Origin of the sequence: Paenarthrobacter sp. PPS72 (assembly GCF_048537125.1) — a bacterium.
Taxonomy (GTDB): domain Bacteria; phylum Actinomycetota; class Actinomycetes; order Actinomycetales; family Micrococcaceae; genus Arthrobacter; species Arthrobacter nitroguajacolicus_E.
The window spans coordinates 96,857-115,472 of record NZ_JBLYIE010000014.1; the positions used below are offsets into that span (position 1 = coordinate 96,857).

At 61.2% G+C, this 18,616-nt stretch carries 19 protein-coding genes; 9 read left to right on the forward strand and 10 right to left on the reverse strand.

Going from position 1 to position 18,616, the window contains the following annotated elements:
* Position 1: 1 nt before the first annotated feature.
* Positions 2-184: a hypothetical protein gene (locus ACLRGI_RS06900; RefSeq protein ID WP_419200922.1), complete on the reverse strand. Its 183-nt coding sequence runs from the start codon at positions 182-184 to the stop codon at positions 2-4.
* 177 nt (positions 185-361) lie between these two features.
* On the opposite strand from ACLRGI_RS06900, the gene ACLRGI_RS06905 reads away from it, so the two are divergent.
* Positions 362-1,093, forward strand: coding sequence for a GAF and ANTAR domain-containing protein (locus ACLRGI_RS06905; RefSeq protein WP_419200923.1), 732 nt, complete (start codon positions 362-364; stop codon positions 1,091-1,093).
* The gene (locus ACLRGI_RS06910; protein WP_419200924.1) at positions 1,080-1,382 is read left to right on the forward strand and encodes a hypothetical protein; all 303 of its coding nucleotides are present in this window, start codon (positions 1,080-1,082) and stop codon (positions 1,380-1,382) included. The genes ACLRGI_RS06905 and ACLRGI_RS06910 overlap by 14 nt, the downstream gene beginning before the upstream one ends.
* 44 nt (positions 1,383-1,426) lie before the next feature.
* Here the strand turns inward: ACLRGI_RS06910 and ACLRGI_RS06915 are convergent, their stop codons facing one another.
* From ACLRGI_RS06915 to ACLRGI_RS06925, 3 genes are read right to left on the reverse strand one after another with little or no spacing between them, the layout of a single operon-like run.
* The gene (locus ACLRGI_RS06915; protein ID WP_419200925.1) at positions 1,427-1,600 is read right to left on the reverse strand and encodes a hypothetical protein; all 174 of its coding nucleotides are present in this window, start codon (positions 1,598-1,600) and stop codon (positions 1,427-1,429) included.
* Positions 1,601-1,660: 60 nt separating this feature from the next.
* Complete coding sequence (locus ACLRGI_RS06920; RefSeq protein WP_419200926.1) at positions 1,661-2,518, reverse strand: carbohydrate kinase family protein; 858 nt, start codon at positions 2,516-2,518, stop codon at positions 1,661-1,663.
* 41 nt (positions 2,519-2,559) lie between these two features.
* A complete protein-coding gene (locus tag ACLRGI_RS06925) occupies positions 2,560-3,777 on the reverse strand; it encodes a hypothetical protein (RefSeq protein WP_419200927.1) in 1,218 nt (405 codons plus the stop codon).
* A gap of 174 nt (positions 3,778-3,951) precedes the next feature.
* On the opposite strand from ACLRGI_RS06925, the gene ACLRGI_RS06930 reads away from it, so the two are divergent.
* Entirely contained in the window at positions 3,952-5,415 is a 1,464-nt protein-coding gene (locus tag ACLRGI_RS06930) for a protein adenylyltransferase SelO (protein ID WP_419200928.1), read from the forward strand.
* A gap of 79 nt (positions 5,416-5,494) precedes the next feature.
* Here ACLRGI_RS06930 and ACLRGI_RS06935 read toward each other — a convergent pair whose 3' ends face one another.
* From ACLRGI_RS06935 to ACLRGI_RS06955, 5 genes are all read right to left on the reverse strand, one after another.
* Complete coding sequence (locus tag ACLRGI_RS06935) at positions 5,495-5,674, reverse strand: hypothetical protein (RefSeq protein ID WP_172325321.1); 180 nt, start codon at positions 5,672-5,674, stop codon at positions 5,495-5,497.
* Positions 5,675-5,828: 154 nt separating this feature from the next.
* A complete protein-coding gene (locus ACLRGI_RS06940) occupies positions 5,829-6,236 on the reverse strand; it encodes a MarR family winged helix-turn-helix transcriptional regulator (protein WP_419200929.1) in 408 nt (135 codons plus the stop codon).
* 195 nt (positions 6,237-6,431) lie between these two features.
* Complete coding sequence (locus ACLRGI_RS06945; protein ID WP_419200930.1) at positions 6,432-6,944, reverse strand: hypothetical protein; 513 nt, start codon at positions 6,942-6,944, stop codon at positions 6,432-6,434.
* A 127-nt stretch (positions 6,945-7,071) separates the two neighbouring features.
* Entirely contained in the window at positions 7,072-7,653 is a 582-nt protein-coding gene (locus ACLRGI_RS06950; protein WP_419200931.1) for a DUF1349 domain-containing protein, read from the reverse strand.
* A gap of 33 nt (positions 7,654-7,686) precedes the next feature.
* The gene (locus ACLRGI_RS06955) at positions 7,687-9,057 is read right to left on the reverse strand and encodes an APC family permease (RefSeq protein WP_419200933.1); all 1,371 of its coding nucleotides are present in this window, start codon (positions 9,055-9,057) and stop codon (positions 7,687-7,689) included.
* 177 nt (positions 9,058-9,234) lie between these two features.
* Between ACLRGI_RS06955 and ACLRGI_RS06960 the strand changes: the two genes are divergently transcribed.
* The 6 genes from ACLRGI_RS06960 (at position 9,235) to ACLRGI_RS06985 (ending at position 17,411) form a co-directional block, all read left to right on the forward strand.
* On the forward strand, positions 9,235-10,149 hold the full coding sequence (locus ACLRGI_RS06960; protein ID WP_419200934.1) for a hypothetical protein: 915 nt from the start codon (positions 9,235-9,237) through the stop codon (positions 10,147-10,149).
* 143 nt (positions 10,150-10,292) lie between these two features.
* Positions 10,293-11,342, forward strand: a complete 1,050-nt coding sequence (locus ACLRGI_RS06965) for an iron ABC transporter substrate-binding protein (protein WP_419200935.1) — start codon at positions 10,293-10,295, stop codon at positions 11,340-11,342.
* A gap of 4 nt (positions 11,343-11,346) precedes the next feature.
* Complete coding sequence (locus ACLRGI_RS06970) at positions 11,347-12,945, forward strand: ABC transporter permease (RefSeq protein ID WP_419200936.1); 1,599 nt, start codon at positions 11,347-11,349, stop codon at positions 12,943-12,945.
* Complete coding sequence (locus ACLRGI_RS06975; RefSeq protein WP_419200937.1) at positions 12,942-14,108, forward strand: ABC transporter ATP-binding protein; 1,167 nt, start codon at positions 12,942-12,944, stop codon at positions 14,106-14,108. The genes ACLRGI_RS06970 and ACLRGI_RS06975 overlap by 4 nt, the downstream gene beginning before the upstream one ends.
* A gap of 72 nt (positions 14,109-14,180) precedes the next feature.
* A complete protein-coding gene (locus ACLRGI_RS06980) occupies positions 14,181-16,796 on the forward strand; it encodes an AMP-binding protein (protein ID WP_419200938.1) in 2,616 nt (871 codons plus the stop codon).
* Between the two features lie 189 nt (positions 16,797-16,985).
* Positions 16,986-17,411 (forward strand): LapA family protein, encoded by a 426-nt coding sequence (locus tag ACLRGI_RS06985; protein ID WP_419200939.1) that lies wholly within the window; start codon positions 16,986-16,988, stop codon positions 17,409-17,411.
* Positions 17,412-17,751: 340 nt separating this feature from the next.
* Here ACLRGI_RS06985 and ACLRGI_RS06990 read toward each other — a convergent pair whose 3' ends face one another.
* The gene (locus ACLRGI_RS06990; protein ID WP_419200940.1) at positions 17,752-18,261 is read right to left on the reverse strand and encodes a YajG family lipoprotein; all 510 of its coding nucleotides are present in this window, start codon (positions 18,259-18,261) and stop codon (positions 17,752-17,754) included.
* Positions 18,262-18,616: the final 355 nt, after the last annotated feature.

Sequence of the window (18,616 nt, forward strand, 5' to 3'; positions counted from 1 at the left end):
TTCAGATGCGGGGGAGCGTGGAGTACGGGCGGCTCGGAAGGTTTCCGGCAACCCACGGCCGGACGGGTGGTTCCAGCGGAATCTCGCCGCGGCCGTCGCGGATCACCAAGACCACCGCGCCTATCGCAGCAGCCAAGCAAGCTATGCCCATCAGGACCAGGGCAATCATCAAAGCCAGAGACATCGCCATTCCCTCTGACTTCAATTTTAGTGCTGTTTCAGCGGAAGGGGGCAGTTGATCAGCAGCACGTCCGTTGACGAAGCGAATCCTGCTGTGCCTATTCTGAGAATGAATCAGGTCCAGCAAGCGGCCTGAAGTCATCGGCGGGAATATCATCCCGTGGAAGGTCATTTTTGTATCATGTCCCAGCAACTTCCCCTCGACGAACTCACCCTTACTCTGGCCCGGATCAAGGGCTTGCTCCTGACAGAGGAAAAGGTAGACAGGGCAGTGCAGCTGCTTGCCGAAGGAATCCGTGATGCGTTCCCCGGCAGTGCAGGAGCCGGAGTGTCTCTCATTGATGAGCAGGGCAACAGGACCAGTGCCGGAGCCACGGATCCTTTGGTGATCCAGGTTGACCAGTCGCAATACCGGTTGGGGGAGGGGCCGTGCCTGACCGCTTGGGCAACCGAACGCACCGTCATCGTCCACAACGCCGAGACGGATGACCGTTGGCCGGAATGGGCAGAGGCCGCACGGGAACTCGCCATTGCCTCAGTCATCAGCGTCCCCTTGATACGTGGAAGCAGGTGTCTCGGAGCCATGAAGCTCTACGCCGCTGCCACCGATGCTTACGACCAGACCACGGCGCGGTCCCTGCAGAAGCTTGCTGCCTCCGCAGCCATCCTCTTGGACAACATTCAGAGTTCTGAGACACCGAAACGCTTCAGTGAAGGCCTGGTGGAGGCGCTGAACAGCCGGGACACCATCAGCCGCGCCCAGGGTTACCTCATGGGTCAGCGCGGCATGGCTGAGGAGGACGCTGTCAGGGAACTTCTGAACCTGTCCCAAGAAACCAAGCAATCCCTGGCGTCCGTCAGCGCCCAAATCCTCAGCGGGGGGAAGAAGGAAGAATCTTATGACGGAACCTGAGCGGAACGGTTGCGAGGGACTATCCCTTCAAGAACAACTCCAGCTCAAGGGTCTGCGCAAGGCCCTGACAAGCGCGGGAATTCCGGATGAGGATTTGTGGCTGCGCTACTTTTCCATCGGCGGGATGGTGGGCGAATACGAAGTCGATGCCTACCTTCAGTCGCTTCACTCGCTGCCTTCGCTGCAGAGGGACCTGTTGGCGCACGCGGCTAACGAACTCATCGATGAACTGCCTGCGCTGCCCCGCGCTCCTTACAACGAACAAGTGTCCCCGGGTCGGCCACGCTGATCCGTCGAAGGGCGCGATAAGCGGCCCTAAGGGACGAGTCTGGACTAAGGCTGCGCTGCTGTCTCCGGAGATGCCATAGCTGCGGGGTCCCCGGCTGGTGTCGCCGGATCGACGAGCGGCTGATAGCGGCGGGCGGCCGGCTCCCATAACGCGTTCCAGCGGTCCATGCCTGATTCGCCGCCGGCGGGGCTTCCTGAATGGTCGGGGATTGCATTCATTGTGTCTCCGAAGATAATTTGGGCTCAAAATTTAGTGCCTGAAGTATTATGTGACCTGAGCTACAGCGAGGTCAAGACAGGGTGCAGGTGCTCACTCTCAATCGCTATGCGGGCTTGTGCTGCCGCGGCTTTGAGGGCATCATCCACCGTTGCGCCGCGGAGCGTCGCTGCCAGGAAACCGGTCATGAAGGCGTCACCTGCACCGTTGGTATCAACCACATGGGCGGGTACTGCACTGACCTCATGCCGCGCACCGGAGGCCTCCAACGCAATGGCCCCTTCTGCCCCGCGGGTGCAGACTGCCAAGCGGGGGCCGCGTTCCAGGCAAGCGCGCATAAGCTCCCATGGGTCCTCTGTACTGTCGTCACTCATGAAGACTGTGGTGGCGGCGCGAAGGAATGGCTCGTGGAATTCTGACGATCCGTCGTAGTCGTGAAGGTCGGCCCAGATAGGGGTCTGTTGGGGGTCCAAACGTTGCAGCAGGAGCGTACCAAGTTCGCTGAGGTCGATGATCGCGACGTCGGCCGCAGCCACCGCCTCAGCAGCGACACTTAGTTCGTGCTCGCTGGGCGTCGACGGAACCGCAAGGTACAGCGAAACCCGCTTGCCGTCGTCGGACATGAGGTTGACGTGGCGCTCGGTCTGTTCAGACGTCAAGCGTTCGACGGCGACCCCGGCTGCCGTCAGGGCGCTGCGGATCCGCTGGCCTTCCGTGTCAGTTCCAAGCGGCGAGCACAACCGCACCTTGACTCCGAGGTCTGCGAGGTGCAGGGCCTTGCCCGCCGAGGTCCCTCCGATGGTCTCCCAAGAACGGCGGGCAAACTGCATGTGCGGGACAGGCTCCGGAAGATGGTCGAGAAGAATGAGCTGGTTCCACGATGCCGGGCCGCAGACGGTTACTGAGGGAGGAGTAGGCATGCCATATCCAATCATTCATCCGGGGCGCTGGTACAGGGCGGTTAGCGTCTCATCTCGGCGACCAGTCCGTCAGCTAGCTGGAGGAGCGCCGGATGATCAGTCGGGTGCGCAGCCGGTGCAGCTGACTGTGACAGGTTTGGTTGACATAGCCACCGCGTCCTGCCGGCCCTCCAGGACCAGATAAGCAATGCTGCCGACCCGAGGGGTGCGAGGAAAGCTGCCATCATCACTATGGGGAGCCCGACTGTGGCAGCGGCAAGCCCCATCAAGGCCACGACGGCGATTCGGGCAAAGCGACCGGCAACCACCAGCCGCCCCAACGGGAGTGCAATGGCGAAGCCTATAAGAGTTGCCGCAACCACCGTGGAAGGCCACTGAGAGGGGTGTCCCGCTCCAAGAAGTTGCGCGAAGCCCTGGGCGGCCATGGCTGCGCATCCGAGAGCGACTGACCACGGCATGACGGGCCCCAGACGCTGGGCAAGTACCAGTCCGGCAAGAACCAGCAGGGGGATACTGATGAATGCTCCGTAGGCTAAACCGAGGTTCATCGCGTGCGTGGAATTGGTGACCATGGGTGCCCAGCTGCTGCCCGTGACGGCAAAGACAGCGCACGCCAGCCCCGCCAGGAGCAATGTCAGTGCAGTCCCGGCCACGGTGCTTCGGTTCGGCGCCGATGCTTGGCAGGGCACTACCGGGGTAACTTCCGCGGCCCGCGACGGCACCGGGCGTTCCTTCTGGAGGGCCAGGACAAAGAGTGCGACGGCGCCCAGGGTCCCCGCCATGGGTGGCATCAGCATGAGAGCCCCGAGTGCAAGAGCCGTGGGTGCGGCCAAGAGTACAGCCTGTAAGACGCGGACGGCAAGCGAACGCCGGCTGGCCAGGAGTGAACCAAGCGGGACCGCTATGCAGACCGTCCCGGCAACCCAGCCCAGGATCATGAAGGGAAGGAAGGCGGATCCAAACCAACTGAAGCCCTGACCTTTATCGGCTTCGTCAAAGCGCACCGACCAACTTGCTGCTGCAGAGAACGCCAGAGCCCACGCCGGCACCGCACCTATGGCTGTGAAGAGAGCGACGCCGGCAGGCAGCCGTCCAGCTCGTCGCAAGAGCACGACGCCGGAAAAGCTCGCCGCGAGCGGGCCGACGAATCCAGCCAGTATGAGGTGCGTAGGGCCTGTCCACGGGAGGTAGCGGACGTTACTGAACAAGACGACCATGGCTCCCAAGAACGCCGCCAAAGACGCGGCTGCGAACCCCACGGCCCAACGGTTTGTTACTGAAAATCGGCGCGGCTGCGCAAATGAACCCACGTATTGCCTAACTTTTTGGCGGATACCGCCCCCCAATGGATCTCCCGCCAAAAGGCAGTGGTTCACATGCTATCCGGGCTGCTTGTCTTTTCGAGCGGGGAACTGCGTCTATATCCTTAAGAGATGAGTGACGTAGCGCGTTCCACCATCGCCTTCGAGGGGCACTTCGCACGGGAGCTCCCGGAGCTGGCTATCCCGTGGCGGGCGGAGGAAGCTCCGGATCCGCAGCTTCTGGTGCTCAACCAGCCGCTCGCCGTCGAGCTTGGTTTTGATCCTGATTTTCTCCGGAGCCCGGAGGGCGTAAGGCTGCTGATCGGAAACGCCGTTCCTGAGGAGGCGACTCCGGTGGCCCAGGGATACTCGGGCCATCAGTTCGGCTTTTACTCGCCACGTCTGGGGGATGGCCGCGCACTCCTGCTGGGTGAGGTTGCCGGTGCTGACGGGAAGCTGCGCGATATTCACCTCAAGGGTTCGGGGCGCACGCCCTTTGCCAGGAACGGTGATGGTTTGGCGGCGATTGGTCCCATGGTGCGGGAGTACATCGTGAGCGAGTCGATGCATGCGCTGAACATTCCCACCACCAGGTCCCTCGCGGTTGTTGCCACAGGACGTCAGGTTCAGCGGGAGACGCTCCTGCCGGGGGCTGTTCTGACCCGCGTGGCCAGCAGTCACCTGCGCGTGGGTAGTTTCCAGTACGCCAGGGCGTCCAATGATCTGGACCTGTTGCGACGGCTTGCCGACCATGCGATCGAACGCCACCACCCGGCGTCGGCCGATGAAAGCAACCGGTATCTCGCGCTCCTCAAGGCCGTCATATCGGTGCAGGCGAAATTGGTGGCGCAGTGGATGTTGGTCGGATTCGTGCACGGTGTCATGAACACGGACAACATGACGGTGTCCGGAGAGACCATCGACTACGGCCCGTGCGCTTTCATGGAGGGTTTCGATCCCGTCGCGGTGTACAGCTCCATTGATGAGATGGGGCGTTACGCCTACCGTAACCAGCCAGTGATTGCGGAGTGGAACCTTGCCCGCTTCGCCGAATCAATCGCAATCCTGATCCACGAGGATGAGGAACAGGCGGTGGCCCTTGCCGTAGAGGCGCTCAACGGGTTCCGCCAGGAGTACAGCGCCACGTGGTTCAACGGCATGAAGGCCAAGCTTGGGTTGCCGGAGGACTTGGACGACGCCGTTGCCTCACCTTTGGTGGATGACCTCCTTCAGTTGGTTCAGGAGACGCGCGCTGACTACACCTCGTTCTTCCGAAGCCTGAGCAGGGCAGCCCGCGGGGAGGCCGAACCGGCGCGCCGGCAGATCGTGGATTTGGCCGCGTTTGATCGATGGTTGAAACGCTGGCGGGCACTCGCACCGGATGCCGATGCCATGGATAGGGTCAACCCGATCTACATTCCCCGGAATCATCTGGTGGAGGAAGCCCTTGCTGCCGCGACTGAGGGAGATACGGGCCCGACGGAGCGGTTGCTGAGCGCCGTATCCGAGCCGTACACCGAACGCCCCGGCTTGGAAAAGTACGCCGAGCCCGCGCCGGAAAGCTTTGGCCCCTACCGGACTTTCTGCGGCACGTAGGGAACGCTGGAGCAAGAGAAAAGCTGAGGGCAAGCGACCCGAATTGCGTCGCTTGCCCTCAGCTTCTTGTTTTTGTGGCCTAGCTCCAGACGGCTCTAACCACCATGTCTGCACCTGCGGCCAGATGATTGCCGGTGTGGCCGGCATCCAGAACGCACACATCCTCTGATTCAGGTGCGCCTGTTGATACCAGGCACTCTGCGGCCCTGAAACTCAGAAGATCCACGGGGAGGCTGTCGCCTATTTGAAGTTCACTCATGATGCCCTTTTTGCTCGCCCGGGCGTCACTTTGAGTGTCTATAGCCCGGTGTTGTAGTTGGAGAGACTTTCTCCTTGGGACGCCGGACTTCATCAGCGGATGAGTCCATACTGCTAGATAGACGAGCTTTCGTCTACGCGGGATCACCTATCACTTAGTTGAAATTGGTGTGGCGCACGATTGCCAGGAGCTCTGCGCGGAGATCCTCAGAGTCCAGGTTGACGGCCGAGAGCACATTGTTTTCCTGGTGGTGGGATTGCTCCAGCAGTGTCAGGCCCAGTTCGGTAATCGATATCAGCTGGCTGCGCCGGTCGAACCTGTTTGGCTCACGCCGAATGTAGCCCCGTGATTCAAGCCTGGACAGCAGCGGCCCCATGGTTTGGGCTTGGACCCGGACGCTTCGGGCAAGGTCCCCGGGCGTAATGGGCCCTGCCGTCGCAACAGCATCAAGAGTAAGGACCGCCGGATAGGTCAAGCCCAGCGGGCGTAGTTTGTCGTTCCATGCCAGCTCCACGAGCCGCGCTGCCGTGGACAGCAGCCGGCTGGTTGGCCATCGTTCCATGTCAGGCATTCAGGCACCCCCACGCATTCCCAAAATAGTCAGCTTGCTTACTAGGCTACATGAGGTGCTAAGGGCACGACGGCGGAACCCGCCTTAAGCGTTCGGAGTAGTGGTGATGCCTAGCCTTCACACTCGGTGCTGCGCACGTTGTAGCTCAGGGGCTTTGTTCTGTATTCCCGGGCCAGGGGAGCGGGTTCAGGAGAGCTCGAACGCCGAACGTCCCGGGCCTCGCTCCGCGGCGTGGACCTGCAGCGCGTGCCGCATGGCTTGGCGGTTGTCTTCGGCAAGTTCAGGTTGGCCGGCGACGCGGTAGAGGTCCGCTGCCCACTGAAACTCATCGGCAGCGGCACGGAAACGGGCCTCGTCGAAAAGCCGGCGCCCGATGTGGTGGCGAACGTAGGCCTCATCTCCAGGCGTCCGGGCTGTTCGCAGCGCTTTCTCGTGGAGCACGGCGGCGTCATGCCAGCGGTACTGGCGTTGATTGATCTGTGCAAGGACCAGCAGCAGCTCGCGACGGTCCGGTGTGTGGGGTAGCAGCTTGAAGCCTTCGCCCAGGGCTTGAGCGTCCCGGCCAAGCAAAGCGAGGTACCGAACGCGTTCCACGGGAGGGCAGTCGCCTGCCAGGGCAGCTTCAAGGGCTTGGCGGTTGATCACCACGTCGCGGAACGTCGTAGGGTCAGTGCGCCAGAGACTTGCAGTATCTTCCACCGTGATGTGCCCCCCATAGGCTTGTTACGGAGCCAGCTGAGTCGCAGCACTGTTCAATGACAGACTGCAGGAAATTCCATAATCTCATGAACGGTTGGACCCGCAAGCTCGTTCCACCCTGAGGGCATCAGTGGAGTTGACTGTCCGCTGGCGTAGCGCGCCAGGAGTGGAAAGGAACGGTCAACCCTGCGCGTGTTGGTGCGCAGGTAAACGGCCCGGCGGCTGCAACGAGGTCAGGTGCAAACGGCACCACTCGCACCAGCTGGAGTTCGTTGCTGCCTGAAGTGGCCCGGATGGTCAGGGCGTCGCCCGAGCGGCTGACCCTCATTCGTACGCGCCCGCCATTCCATTCCGGCACAGGCGCCAAGGACCAGTCGGAGAAGCGGTCGGTGACCACCGCGCCCAGTTGAGCGGCGCCGTCGGCGAATTCGACGCCAGCCTTGATCCAGTGCTCGGCGCTGACACGGATAAAGATGCCCGCCTGATCGAACTGTTGCGAAAATTCGGCGGTGAACTCAACCTCCATGGCGCTGTCCTGCGGAAAGGAAGCCAGCAGCGCGTGTTCGGTGTCGTGGATGAATCCGTAGGACGTGACGCGCCAGGCGTCGCTGCTTTCGGCGGCCGTCACCAGCAGGTCACCTGCCTGCTCGACGACGGCGGCTGGCTGGTTGGTCCACTCGCCGCGGTTCCAGGGAATGTCAGTCGGCATAAGGCTCCTCGATGTTTTGGTTCGCAAGGTTGTTTAGGACTCTAGCGGCTCCTTCTCCACCGTGGCGTGGTTTTCACCGGCGGGGTAGTTGGATCCTTTGCGGGCCTGAATCCAGCGCGTAAAGAAGAAGAGGACGAGCCCGATTCCCAGCAGGATGGCTGCACGCAACCAGATTTCCGCGTCTTGCTGAAACAGGAGAAGCGCACAGGAGGCCAGGGCCAGGCACGGGATGATGACGTGCACGCGGAAGTGCTCGTGTTCCACCCTGTCTTTGCGCAGCACGAGGACGGCCACGTTGGTGCTGATGAAGACGAACAAGAGCAGCAGGACCACTGTTTCAGCGAGCGAGCCGAGGTCCCCGGTGGCGGTCAGCGCCATCGCGGCCAAAGTGGTTACCGCAATGGCCACCCAAGGCGTGCGCCGCTTGGGGAGAACCCGCCCCATCCCTGCCGGCAGCAGTGATTGTTCGGCCATTCCAAAGGCCAAGCGACTGGCCATGATCATTGTCAGCAGGGCACCGTTGGCAACGGCGATGAGTGCCACCAGGCCGAAGACCCAGTCGGGGACTCCAAAACCAGTGGCTTGAACAACCTGCAGCAGTGGGCCTGAAGAACTGTTCAAGTCGCTTGCAGGCAGGGCGATGGATGATGCCAGGCCAATCAGAATGTAGATGCCACCAGCGGTCAGCAATGCACCGAACAGTGCCTTGGGGTAGACGCGGTGGACGTCCCGGACCTCTTCGGCCACGTTGGCTGAGGTTTCAAAGCCTACAAAGGAGTAGTAGGCCAACAAGGAAGCGGCGAGGATTCCCGCCCCGGGGGAAACGGCCGGGTTGAACTCAACCACGCGGGAAACATCGCCGTCTCCGCGGCCAAACATGAGGCCGACCAGAACGATGACCAAGACAAGGCCTGATACTTCGATGACGGTCATGACTACGTTGGCCCTGACGGATTCCTTGACCCCGCGCGCGTTCAGCAGCGCGATCAACAGCAGAAACAACAATGCCGTTGGAGTGGCGGGTACGTCCAGGAAGGGCTTGAGGTAATCCCCGGCGAACGCGAGGCTCAACCCGGCCGCGCTGGTCACTCCGGCGGCCAACATGCAGAAACCGACCAGAAACGAAATCAGGGGAACTTTGAAAGCCCGCTCTGCAAAGACGGCAGCCCCACCGGCCTTAGGGTACTTTGTCACCAGCTCCGCATAGGAGGCGGCGGTGAGCATGGCCAGGAACAAGGCAAGTGCCAAGGGAATCCAGACTGCCCCGCCCACCTCGCCTGCCACCTTTCCCACCAGCGCGTAGATACCGGCTCCCAGCACATCGCCGAGGATAAAGAGGAAAAGAAGTGGACCGGTAATGGACTGCTTGAGTTTTGAGGTTTGGGGCCTTGCCGGTCTGTTCATGGGAACAAATCTTACTGGAACTAAGCACCCTTACTAAATTCCCAAGGGTGCCCGCAACAAAGTCTTACTGAGTCGCCGGAAAGGCTTTCCATTAACGCCGCGTACCGTTCCGTCCCGGGGGTGATCCGTTTATGCTGGGACTTACTAAGTACCCTTGCTATTGCGGAGGTTGATCACATGCGAAAAGTTCCAGCGGTTGGAGTGTTGGCGGTTGGGGCGCTGGCATTAGCCGGGTGCACAGGCGGCGGAGGCGGTTCAGCAAGCCCTTCCTCGAGCCCTTCCGCCACCGCATCGGCGTCGGAGTCGGTCCAAGCCAAGGTCTACAACGAGGATGAGTTGCGGGACCTTATCTCAGGCATGAAGGACGGTGACGGTAACGAACTGAAGCTCTACTCAAAGGATCAAGTGGACCAGGGCAGTAACATCGCCAATCTATTGTTGAGCACCGCCACAGTCGATCCCGCTGACTGCAAGGACATCGCCACCGCGGGGCTGATGGACAAGGTTGAAAAGGGAGACATCGCCGTCGCGCTGTCTGAGGGCGAGCAGCCAAGGTCCCTGTCCGCACAGTCCGGCAGCGAAGGACCGGACGCCGACAAGGTTCTCCAAGACATCAGCGCCAAGATGGACAACTGCTCGAAGTTCACAGTGAAGGCACTTGGCGGAACGTATGACGTCACCAGCGAGAAACTTCAGGCTGAGACGAATGCCTCGGAAACGTTCGGAACCATCAGCACCCGTTCGGGTGACAATCAGCAAAAGCTGATGCAGGTGTCCGCCGCTGAGGGTAGGTTGCTGGTGGTGGCTACGAAGAGCGGGGCAACCCTGGGCGATCCTGACCAGAAGGAGCTTGAGGATTTGATCAACCAGGTGCTTGAGAAAGCCGAAGGCGGCAGCGGAAGCGGCAGCCCGACGCCGAGCATCTCTTCGGGCAGCCCGTCTGCTTCGACTCCCTCGACAACTTCAGAATCGACAACTTCAGAATCGCCAACTTCAGAATCGCCATCTTCGTCGTCGCCCGAGGCGACACCTACAATGACTGCCACTGAGGGCGGTGAAACTTCCTCTGCTTCGCCGAGTCCGACCCCTTAATCGAAACCCCTTCGCCGCCGTAACATTACGGCCACCTGCAACACCTCGCCGGCCCCGGCTGGATGCTTAGGCTTGGCTAACCTAAACTTCTCGGGAGGAGATAGTCCCCAACTTTCCTCATCTTCCCCACGAAAGTAGCCCCCATGAAGTTCCGCAAGAATGCGCTGGCCGGAATCGCACTCGCCGCCACCGCAACGCTCGGCCTCGCGGCCTGTGGCTCCAACGCCGGCACCGCACCTGCCGCTTCCGAATCCGTCGCCGCAAGCGATGGCATCACGGTGTACAACGCCCAGCATGAGAGCCTGGCCAAAGAATGGACCGAAGCTTTCACTAAGGAGACCGGCATCAAGGTCACCCTTCGCCAGGGCTCGGACACTGAAATGTCCAACCAGATTGTCCAGGAGGGCGCAGCTTCCCCGGCTGACGTTTTCCTTACGGAAAACTCACCTGCAATGGCGCAGGTTGAAAATGCAGGCCTGTTCGCTGATGTGGACAAGGCTACTGTCGATCAGGTTCCGGCGGAGTTCCGCCCGTCCACGGGCAAGTGGACCGGCATAGCCGCCCGCTCCACGGTTTTGGTCTATGACAAGAACAAGATCAGCGAAGACAAGCTGCCCAAGTCCATGCTGGATCTCGCTAACCCCGAGTGGAAGGGCAAGTGGGCAGCTTCGCCCACGGGCGCCGATTACCAGGCAATTGTTGCCGCCCTGCTCGAGCTCAAAGGTGAGGCCGCTACTGAGGCCTGGCTCAAGGGCATGAAGGAAAACTTCAAGGCCTACAAGGGCAACGGCACCGCCATGAAGGCTGTCAACGCCGGTGAAGTGGACGCTGCGCTGATCTACCACTATTACTACTACGGCGATCAGGCCAAGACCGGCGAGAATTCCAAGAACGTCACGCCGTACTACTTCAAGAACCAGGACCCGGGTGCGTTCGTCTCCACCTCCGGTGGCGGTGTCCTGAAGTCCTCAAAGAAGGCAGCGGACGCCCAGGCGTTCCTGAAGTTCATCACGGGCAAGCAAGGCCAGGAGATCCTCAAGAACGGTACGTCGTTCGAGTACACCATCGCCTCCCAGGTTGAGGCCAACCAGAAGCTTGTTCCCATCAAAGAGCTCCAGGCACCTGCCGTTGACCCGGCCAAGCTGAATTCCACCAAGGTCACCGAACTGATGACCAAGGCAGGACTGCTGTAATTCCGTGAGCGTTCGCCTTTCGGCTCCCGGCTCGCAGAGTCCGGAAAGCACGACGACGGCGGGTGGGGGCAAGCGCCCCCGCCCGCCTTTCGGCGTTTCCACTGTGTCCTTGTTGGCAGTGTTGATTGCACTGTTTTCGCTGGTGCCGCTGGGTTACGTCGTCTATATGACAGCGGCGACAGGCTGGGACACCGCCGTCGAACTTATTGTCCGGCCGCGGGTTGGCGAGCTGCTGCTGAACACCGTCATGCTGATGGTCTTGACGGTTCCGCTGTGCCTCATCCTGGGGGTCGGGGGCGCTTGGTTGGTGGAGCGGACCGACCTCCGCGGTCACCGCTGGTGGGCCGTCGCGTTGGCCGCGCCTCTGGCGATCCCTGCGTTTGTGAACAGCTACGCGTGGGTGTCCGCGGTTCCTTCATTGGAGGGAATCTGGTCCGGCGTGCTGATTGCCACCCTGTCCTATTTCCCGCTGGTCTATATACCGGCAGCCGCCACCTTGGGCAGGCTGGACCCGGCCATCGAACAATCCGCCGCCTCCATGGGTCTTGGCCCCTGGGCCGTGTTCTTCCGCGTGGTGCTGCCGCAACTTCGCATCGCCATGACCGGTGGCGCGCTGCTGGTGGCGTTGCACCTCCTGGCAGAGTACGGAGCCTTCGCCATGATCCGTTTTGATACCTTCACGACGGCGATCATGGTCCAGTTCCAGTCGACGTTCAACGGTACTGCAGGCAACATGCTGGCCAGCGTCCTGGTCTTTCTCTGCCTCATCCTGTTGCTCGCCGAGGTCAAGAGCCGCGGCACGGCACGCTATGCACGCATAGGTTCCGGCGCCCAGGCCAAAGCCACCCGGATTGCCCTGGGCCGCTATCAAGCGCCGGCGCAGCTGGCAATGCTGGCTCTGACTGTCCTGGCTTTTGGTCTCCCGTTGTGGCTTGTGTTGCGCTGGGCAGTAGCTGGAGGGTCGGAGGTCTGGGCAGCCGATGAATTCATCCCCGCGCTACTCCAAACCCTGATGTACGGGGCGGTGGGCGCTGCTGTTACAACCGTGGTGGCGTTCCCCATGGCCTACCTGGCGGTCCGGCACCCGAGCGGGTTCAGCAAAATGCTTGAGCTCTCAAACTACGTGACCAGCTCAATGCCAGGAATCGTGGTGGGCCTTGCCTTCGTCACCGTCAGCATCCGTGCCATTCCCGGCGTCTATCAGACTGCGGGTGTACTGATCGCAGCCTACGTCCTGTTATTCGTGCCGAGGGCCTTGGTCAACCTTCGCTCCGGTCTGGCCCAGGCGCCCAAGGAGCTTGATGAGGCTGCCCAGTCCCTCGGCAAGGCTCCGCTGGTGTCCTTCTTCAAAGTCACCTTGCGGCTCACCGCCCCGGCCGCGGCCGGGGGAGCAGCCCTGGTTTTCCTCGCGATCGTCAATGAACTCACGGCCACACTCCTGCTCGCGCCCAACGGCACCCGGACCCTCGCTACAGAGTTCTGGAGTAAGAGCAGCGAAATTGACTACGCCGGCGCGGCACCCTACGCGTTGCTGATGATCCTGCTCTCGGCCCCCATGACCTATCTGCTCTTCCAACAGTCCAAGAAAGTGGCCGGACAGTGACTACTCATTCTTCCCCGGGAATAGCGGCGCCGCGCATCGCGCCCTCTGTTGCACCAACCACGGACATTCACCTCGACATTGCCGGCGTCACCAAGAATTTTGGTTCACAGCCGGTCTTGAGGGGTGTCGATCTCTCCGTGTCCAAGGGCAGTACCACTGCCATCGTGGGACCGTCAGGTTCGGGCAAGACTACGCTGCTGAGGCTCATCGCGGGTTTCGAGGTTCCCTCCAGCGGTGCAATCAGCCTCAAGGGAACTCCCGTTGCGGGAAACGGGGTCTGGGTTCCCGCGCACAAGCGCCACGTGGGCTACGTTGCCCAGGACGGCGCCCTCTTCCCGCACCTTACGGTGGGGCAGAACATCGCCTTCGGCCTGGACGTTGGAAAGCTCGACGGCGGTCGTCGGGGTGTTCGGGCCCGGGTTGAGGAGCTGCTCGCAATGGTTTCGCTTGATGCCTCCATGGCAAAGCGCCGGCCTCACCAGTTGTCCGGCGGTCAGCAGCAGAGGGTTGCCTTGGCCAGGGCACTGGCCCTTGAGCCCGAACTAATGCTGCTCGACGAGCCGTTTTCCGCCTTGGACGCCGGTCTCCGCGTCGCGACGCGGAGGGCCGTAGCCAAGGTACTGAGCCAAGCCGGCGTGACTACCATCCTGGTCACCCACGACCAAGCAGAAGCCCTATCCTTTGCGGACCAGGTGGCCATCATGCGCGATGGAACACTAGCCCAGATTGGCAACCCCTTTGTTGTCTACACGCGTCCCGTGGACCGTGCCACGGCGGAGTTCTTGGGTGAGGCGGTCATTTTGGACGCCTGGATGGAAGGCTCCCTGGCTACATGCTCCCTGGGCGGTATTCCCGTGAGGCGCCCCCCTGCCCAGGGCAGGGTCCAACTCATGCTGCGGCCGGAGCAGATCCGTATCGCTCCGGATGGCCCCATCCGTGGCGTCGTTGTGGACACCGACTACTTTGGGCCTGAAACGACCGTGCGCATCAGGCTGGGTTCTTATTCTGCTCCCGACGGAGGAAGCTCCGGCAACGGCCATCGCTACCCGGGCGGCGGTGAGGTGATCACCATCAGGCATTGGAACGCATCCATCACTAAACCTGGAACGGAGCTCTGCCTGCGCGTGGTGGGCGAGGCGGTAGCGTTCCCGGTGAGCGCCTAGCCGAGGTCATATTCATGACGCCAAGCATTATCCAGTTGAGTTAGGTTAGCTTTACCTTGTTCAATTTCGCATGTGACTATTCAGCCGGATTTGGCCGGAGTGTCGTTCGCCGCAAATTTGGCTGCGTTCGGAGACCGGACCGCCATCAGCGTCGGGGAACGCTCACTTAGCTATAGCGAGCTTGCCTACCGCGTGGAGGCCATGGTGCGCTCCTTGGGCCCTGCCCGACGACTGATCGCCCTTGAGGCCGAGAATACGCTATCGTCCTTGACCGTCTATCTCGCCGCGCTGGCGTCCGGACATCCACTGCTGATCCTGCCCGCGGGTGGTGGCCAAGCCGCGGAAGCGCTCATCGCGGCCTATGACCCCGACGTTATTGCCCGCTCATCCCAAGGCAGCTCTGTCCTGGACGTCCGCAGGCTCGAGACCCGGCACGAACTGCACCCTGAGTTGGCGCTCCTGGTCAGCACTTCAGGGTCCACTGGATCACCGAAACTTGTTCGTCTCGCCGGAGCTTCCCTTCAGGCCAATGCGGCAGCGATCGCCGAGTACCTGCACCTGCGTCCAAGTGACACGGCAGCCACCACGCTGCCCCTCTCTTACTGCTACGGGATGAGCGTGGTCAACAGCCACTTGCTGGTGGGGGCCTCGATCGCGCTGACGGACCTGTCGGTGGTGGACCCGTGTTTCTGGGACCTGGTCCGGTCCCGGCACGTAACGTCGTTTGCTGCTGTGCCGTACACGTTCGATCTTCTGGACCGGGTGGGCTTCGAACACATGGACCTTCCTAGCCTGCGCTACATCACCCAGGCTGGAGGTCGACTTGCCCCGGAAAGGGTCCGGGCCTACTCCCAACTGGGTCAGGAGCGCGGCTGGGACCTATTTGTCATGTACGGGCAGACGGAGGCCACCGCCCGGATGGCCTACCTTCCACCTGACCAAGCGGTGGACCACCCGGGCGCTATCGGGGTGCCGGTACCCGGGGGAGCGTTCCGGCTGGAACCCGTCCCGGAACTGGATGCCCACGAGTTGATTTACACCGGCCCCAATGTCATGTTGGGCTACGCGGAGCAACCCGGGGACTTGGCCCTCGGCCGTGAAATTACAGAGCTCCGCACCGGCGATCTCGCCCGGCAGGGAACTGGCGGACTCTACGAAATTGTTGGCCGTCGCAGCAGGTTCGTCAAGATCGTTGGGCTGCGGGTCGATCTGGGACAAGTGGAGCGGCTCCTCGCCGACCTTGGCCTAAGTGCCGCCGCAGCGGGCTCCGACGAGATGGTGGTAGCCGCAGTGGAAGGGGACCATGACCTAGCCCTGGTCGCCAAAACACTGGCGCAGGACCTCGGCGTGCCGCGTGCCGCCGTCGAACTTTACTCTGTACCGTCCATTCCGCGGCTGGCCAACGGGAAACCTGACTACCCCGCCATCCTGGCGCTTTCTGTCCGTTCGGAGCCAGCCCAATCGGAAGACGTTTTGGACGCTGACGACGGACATCCGTCCGCAACGACGGGGTCAGTGCAGAAAATCTACGCGGAGGCCTTGGAACGCCAGAATGTTGCCATCACGGACAGTTTCGTGTCCTTGGGGGGAGACTCGCTATCTTATGTAGCGGTGTCCGTGCGGTTGGAGAAGGCCCTTGGCCGTATTCCACAGGGATGGCACACAATGCCCATCTGCGAACTGGTTCCCGCGCAGGACTCAGCCCCCTCGGGAGACCTGGGGAAAGCGGGTGCTCCGGGCCCGGTTGGCCGTGCCGTGCAGAAGTGGCACAGCAAGCTATTCGCCAGCATGGAAACAGGGATCGTCCTCCGTGCTGTTGCCATCGTTTTCATCGTCGCCACTCACATCGACTTCTTCTCTTGGGAAGGCACCGCGCACGTGCTCATGGCCTTGGCCGGCTACAATTTTGCGCGCTTCCAGCTCACGGGGTCCAGGGGCGAGCGGCTTAGACGGCAATTAGGTGCGGTTGCGCGGATTGTGGTGCCCAGCGTTGCGGTGATCGGTCTCGCGTTCGTCGTCACCGACGACTATCGCTGGCAGAATATCTTCTTACTGAACTCTTTGGTGGGCCCGCCAGGGTGGACTGACCTGTCGCGCTTCTGGTTCGTTGAGGTGCTGGTCCACATCCTGCTCGGGTTGGCGATCCTCCTGGCCATTCCAGGGGTTGATAGGGCGCTGCGCAGATGGCCGTGGGCTTTTCCGCTGGTCCTTGCCGGGATCGATCTCCTGCAGCGCTTCGACATCATTGAACTGCCCTACCCCGGTCAGGGGCCGGTGTTGTGGCTCTTCGCTTTCGGTTGGGCTGCTGCGGTCTCCCGGCGATGGTGGCAACGCGCCGCCCTCACGGCCTTGGCACTGTTGACCATTCCCGGATCCTTCCCGAGCGAATCCCGTAGCGCCACCATCCTGGTGGGTTTCCTCATTCTGCTGTGGATACCTACCTTGCCCGTGCCCCGTGGCCTTCATCGCATCACGGCGCTGCTCGCGAGCTCTTCCCTCTATATCTACGTCACCCATTGGTTGGTGTATCCGTACTTCGTCGAGGTCAGCAAAGGCTTGGCTGTTGCCGTGTCCCTGGCAGCCGGCGTGGCGTACTGGGCCGTAGCAACCCGTGCCATGGGCCACGCCGAACGGTGGTTCCGTCACCGCACAGTTAATGTCCGACGCTGGCGGGTGTTCCGCTTCTAACAATCTCCGTGCACCCGGCTGCGGGGCCTCACAGTACCTGTAGCGGCTTGGTGGACCGATGAGCTCCAGAGCACCCTTCGAAAAGGCCCCTCAGCGGTCGCGCCGGCTATGCTCCCAACGTAAGCGTGCGTCATTTTCCGCTATCTAATGAAACACTTAGTTCCTCAGTGTTCTAAGGAGGGGCTGACCATGTATTCGGACCACGAACGGCACAATGATGCCGTGTACGCCGAGCATAAGGCGGCGGTGGCAGCCGGAGAAAAGCGTGTGCTGAGTAAAACCAGCACCGGTGAGTTGCACAGTTACCCCGCAGACGAAATCGGCTTTTTGCCGGGCCGGGGGCAGGCCCAGGTCAGCACGTGGTGGGGGATGGGCATTCTCGCTGTTGTTGCCGGGCTGCTCACTGTGTTTTCGGTGGTGATACTGCTGGCTCCCCTGGGACAAGGACAAAGTCCCATGTGGGGCGGGCTGTTCCTGACTGCTTTTGCCGGTGCCATCACTCTCTACATGGTCACGTTGTCCCGCCAGGAATACCGGGCGATGCAGCTCCGCAAACTGCGGGGTTCACCGAAGCAAAGCTCCAGTGGCAGGGCAGACATCCCCGCAGATCACTGATTCAAACCTTTGGGGGAATACGAATACGTCGTGGAACAAAAATAGGGTTTGACCTCAAACGGATGCGGAATCCCACGCTTCACGTCGGTGATGTACAGGTGCCTCTGTACCTGGGGCGAGGGACTGAGGTTCTGTTGTATACCGGCGTCGGACCCTGCCGTCCCCCCGGCCGGTCCCACGTCCCGATAAATCCTTGCGGCGTCTTCAAGCCTGAACAACCAAACCTTCAGCAGTCCTCTGGAGACGTGCGGTTAGTCGTGACTCGTCATCCCTTGACTCTACTGAATGCGCCAATGAATCAAGTGCCACACCTCCCCGGAGACCGGCTCTAAGTCAACGCCTAGGGCGTGATCTTGACTGTGGCCACTGTTTGTAGTCCGGGGTTGGTGACTGTCACGGTGACCGGGCCGGGAGCTACGTCATAGTTCACGAAACCGCGCGCCTTGTCTCCCGCTATAACTTCTCCGGAAGCAAGCGTTCCATCCCCGAAAAGCTGCATGTCGGCCTTCCTGCCTTCAGCGTCCTTAACATTGAAGTAGAGCGGGTTGGCCGAAGTCTTGCCTTTCTCGGTTTCCCACAAGACATCTAGCTGAAGGAACTTTCCAGATTTAGGCTTCGGAGCGAACTGGTTGGCGCTTACCGTGTCCACGAACTGCGCCGTCACTATGGTTATTTTTGCGACATTCCCACCGCCCATATCCGCAGTGAAGGGAGTTCCAACAGTTGGCTCGGCAGCATTTTGTTGTTCTGATCCGGGAGGTGGTGTGCCAGTGTCGGAACTGGGTGACCCTCCGCATCCGGCGAGAAGTGGTGCGGCGATAAGGGCAATAAGTGCGAGGTGCTTCTTCATGCTACTCACCTACTCTGCGAGATCCAACGGCCATAAACGGCCTTCAATGCAGATTCTAGAACTGCCAGATGACAACTTCTAGAGGTTTCTGTCGGCATTCCTGCTGCCGAATACGTACCGGGCTATGAGCGGATAAGAGCGAATATGGATGGTTGAGCCAGACAAATGCTGTGAAGACTTGCGTCTTCATATTCGAATGTGGTCAATGGAACCCCGCGCTCGACGTCGGCGATGTACAGGTGCCTCTGTACTGTAGGAACAACGGATTCTGGGCGACGGGCTGAGGTTCTGTATACCGGAGCCGGACCCTGCCCTGTCTCTTATACACATCTGACGCTGCCGACGAGGAGCGTGT

What these genes read in the sequence shown, in the direction of transcription:
- ACLRGI_RS06965 (WP_419200935.1), top strand. Translation starts at nt 10,293, where the DNA reads ATGAAGTTCCGCAAGAATGCGCTGGCCGGAATCGCACTCGCCGCCACC.
- ACLRGI_RS06905 (WP_419200923.1), top strand. Translation starts at nt 362, where the DNA reads ATGTCCCAGCAACTTCCCCTCGACGAACTCACCCTTACTCTGGCCCGG.
- ACLRGI_RS06935 (WP_172325321.1), bottom strand. Translation starts at nt 5,674, where the DNA reads ATGAGTGAACTTCAAATAGGCGACAGCCTCCCCGTGGATCTTCTGAGT.
- ACLRGI_RS06900 (WP_419200922.1), bottom strand. Translation starts at nt 184, where the DNA reads ATGTCTCTGGCTTTGATGATTGCCCTGGTCCTGATGGGCATAGCTTGC.
- ACLRGI_RS06990 (WP_419200940.1), bottom strand. Translation starts at nt 18,261, where the DNA reads ATGAAGAAGCACCTCGCACTTATTGCCCTTATCGCCGCACCACTTCTC.
- ACLRGI_RS06915 (WP_419200925.1), bottom strand. Translation starts at nt 1,600, where the DNA reads ATGAATGCAATCCCCGACCATTCAGGAAGCCCCGCCGGCGGCGAATCA.
- ACLRGI_RS06920 (WP_419200926.1), bottom strand. Translation starts at nt 2,518, where the DNA reads ATGCCTACTCCTCCCTCAGTAACCGTCTGCGGCCCGGCATCGTGGAAC.
- ACLRGI_RS06940 (WP_419200929.1), bottom strand. Translation starts at nt 6,236, where the DNA reads ATGGAACGATGGCCAACCAGCCGGCTGCTGTCCACGGCAGCGCGGCTC.
- ACLRGI_RS06985 (WP_419200939.1), top strand. Translation starts at nt 16,986, where the DNA reads ATGTATTCGGACCACGAACGGCACAATGATGCCGTGTACGCCGAGCAT.
- ACLRGI_RS06960 (WP_419200934.1), top strand. Translation starts at nt 9,235, where the DNA reads ATGCGAAAAGTTCCAGCGGTTGGAGTGTTGGCGGTTGGGGCGCTGGCA.
- ACLRGI_RS06950 (WP_419200931.1), bottom strand. Translation starts at nt 7,653, where the DNA reads ATGCCGACTGACATTCCCTGGAACCGCGGCGAGTGGACCAACCAGCCA.
- ACLRGI_RS06910 (WP_419200924.1), top strand. Translation starts at nt 1,080, where the DNA reads ATGACGGAACCTGAGCGGAACGGTTGCGAGGGACTATCCCTTCAAGAA.
- ACLRGI_RS06955 (WP_419200933.1), bottom strand. Translation starts at nt 9,057, where the DNA reads ATGAACAGACCGGCAAGGCCCCAAACCTCAAAACTCAAGCAGTCCATT.
- ACLRGI_RS06930 (WP_419200928.1), top strand. Translation starts at nt 3,952, where the DNA reads ATGAGTGACGTAGCGCGTTCCACCATCGCCTTCGAGGGGCACTTCGCA.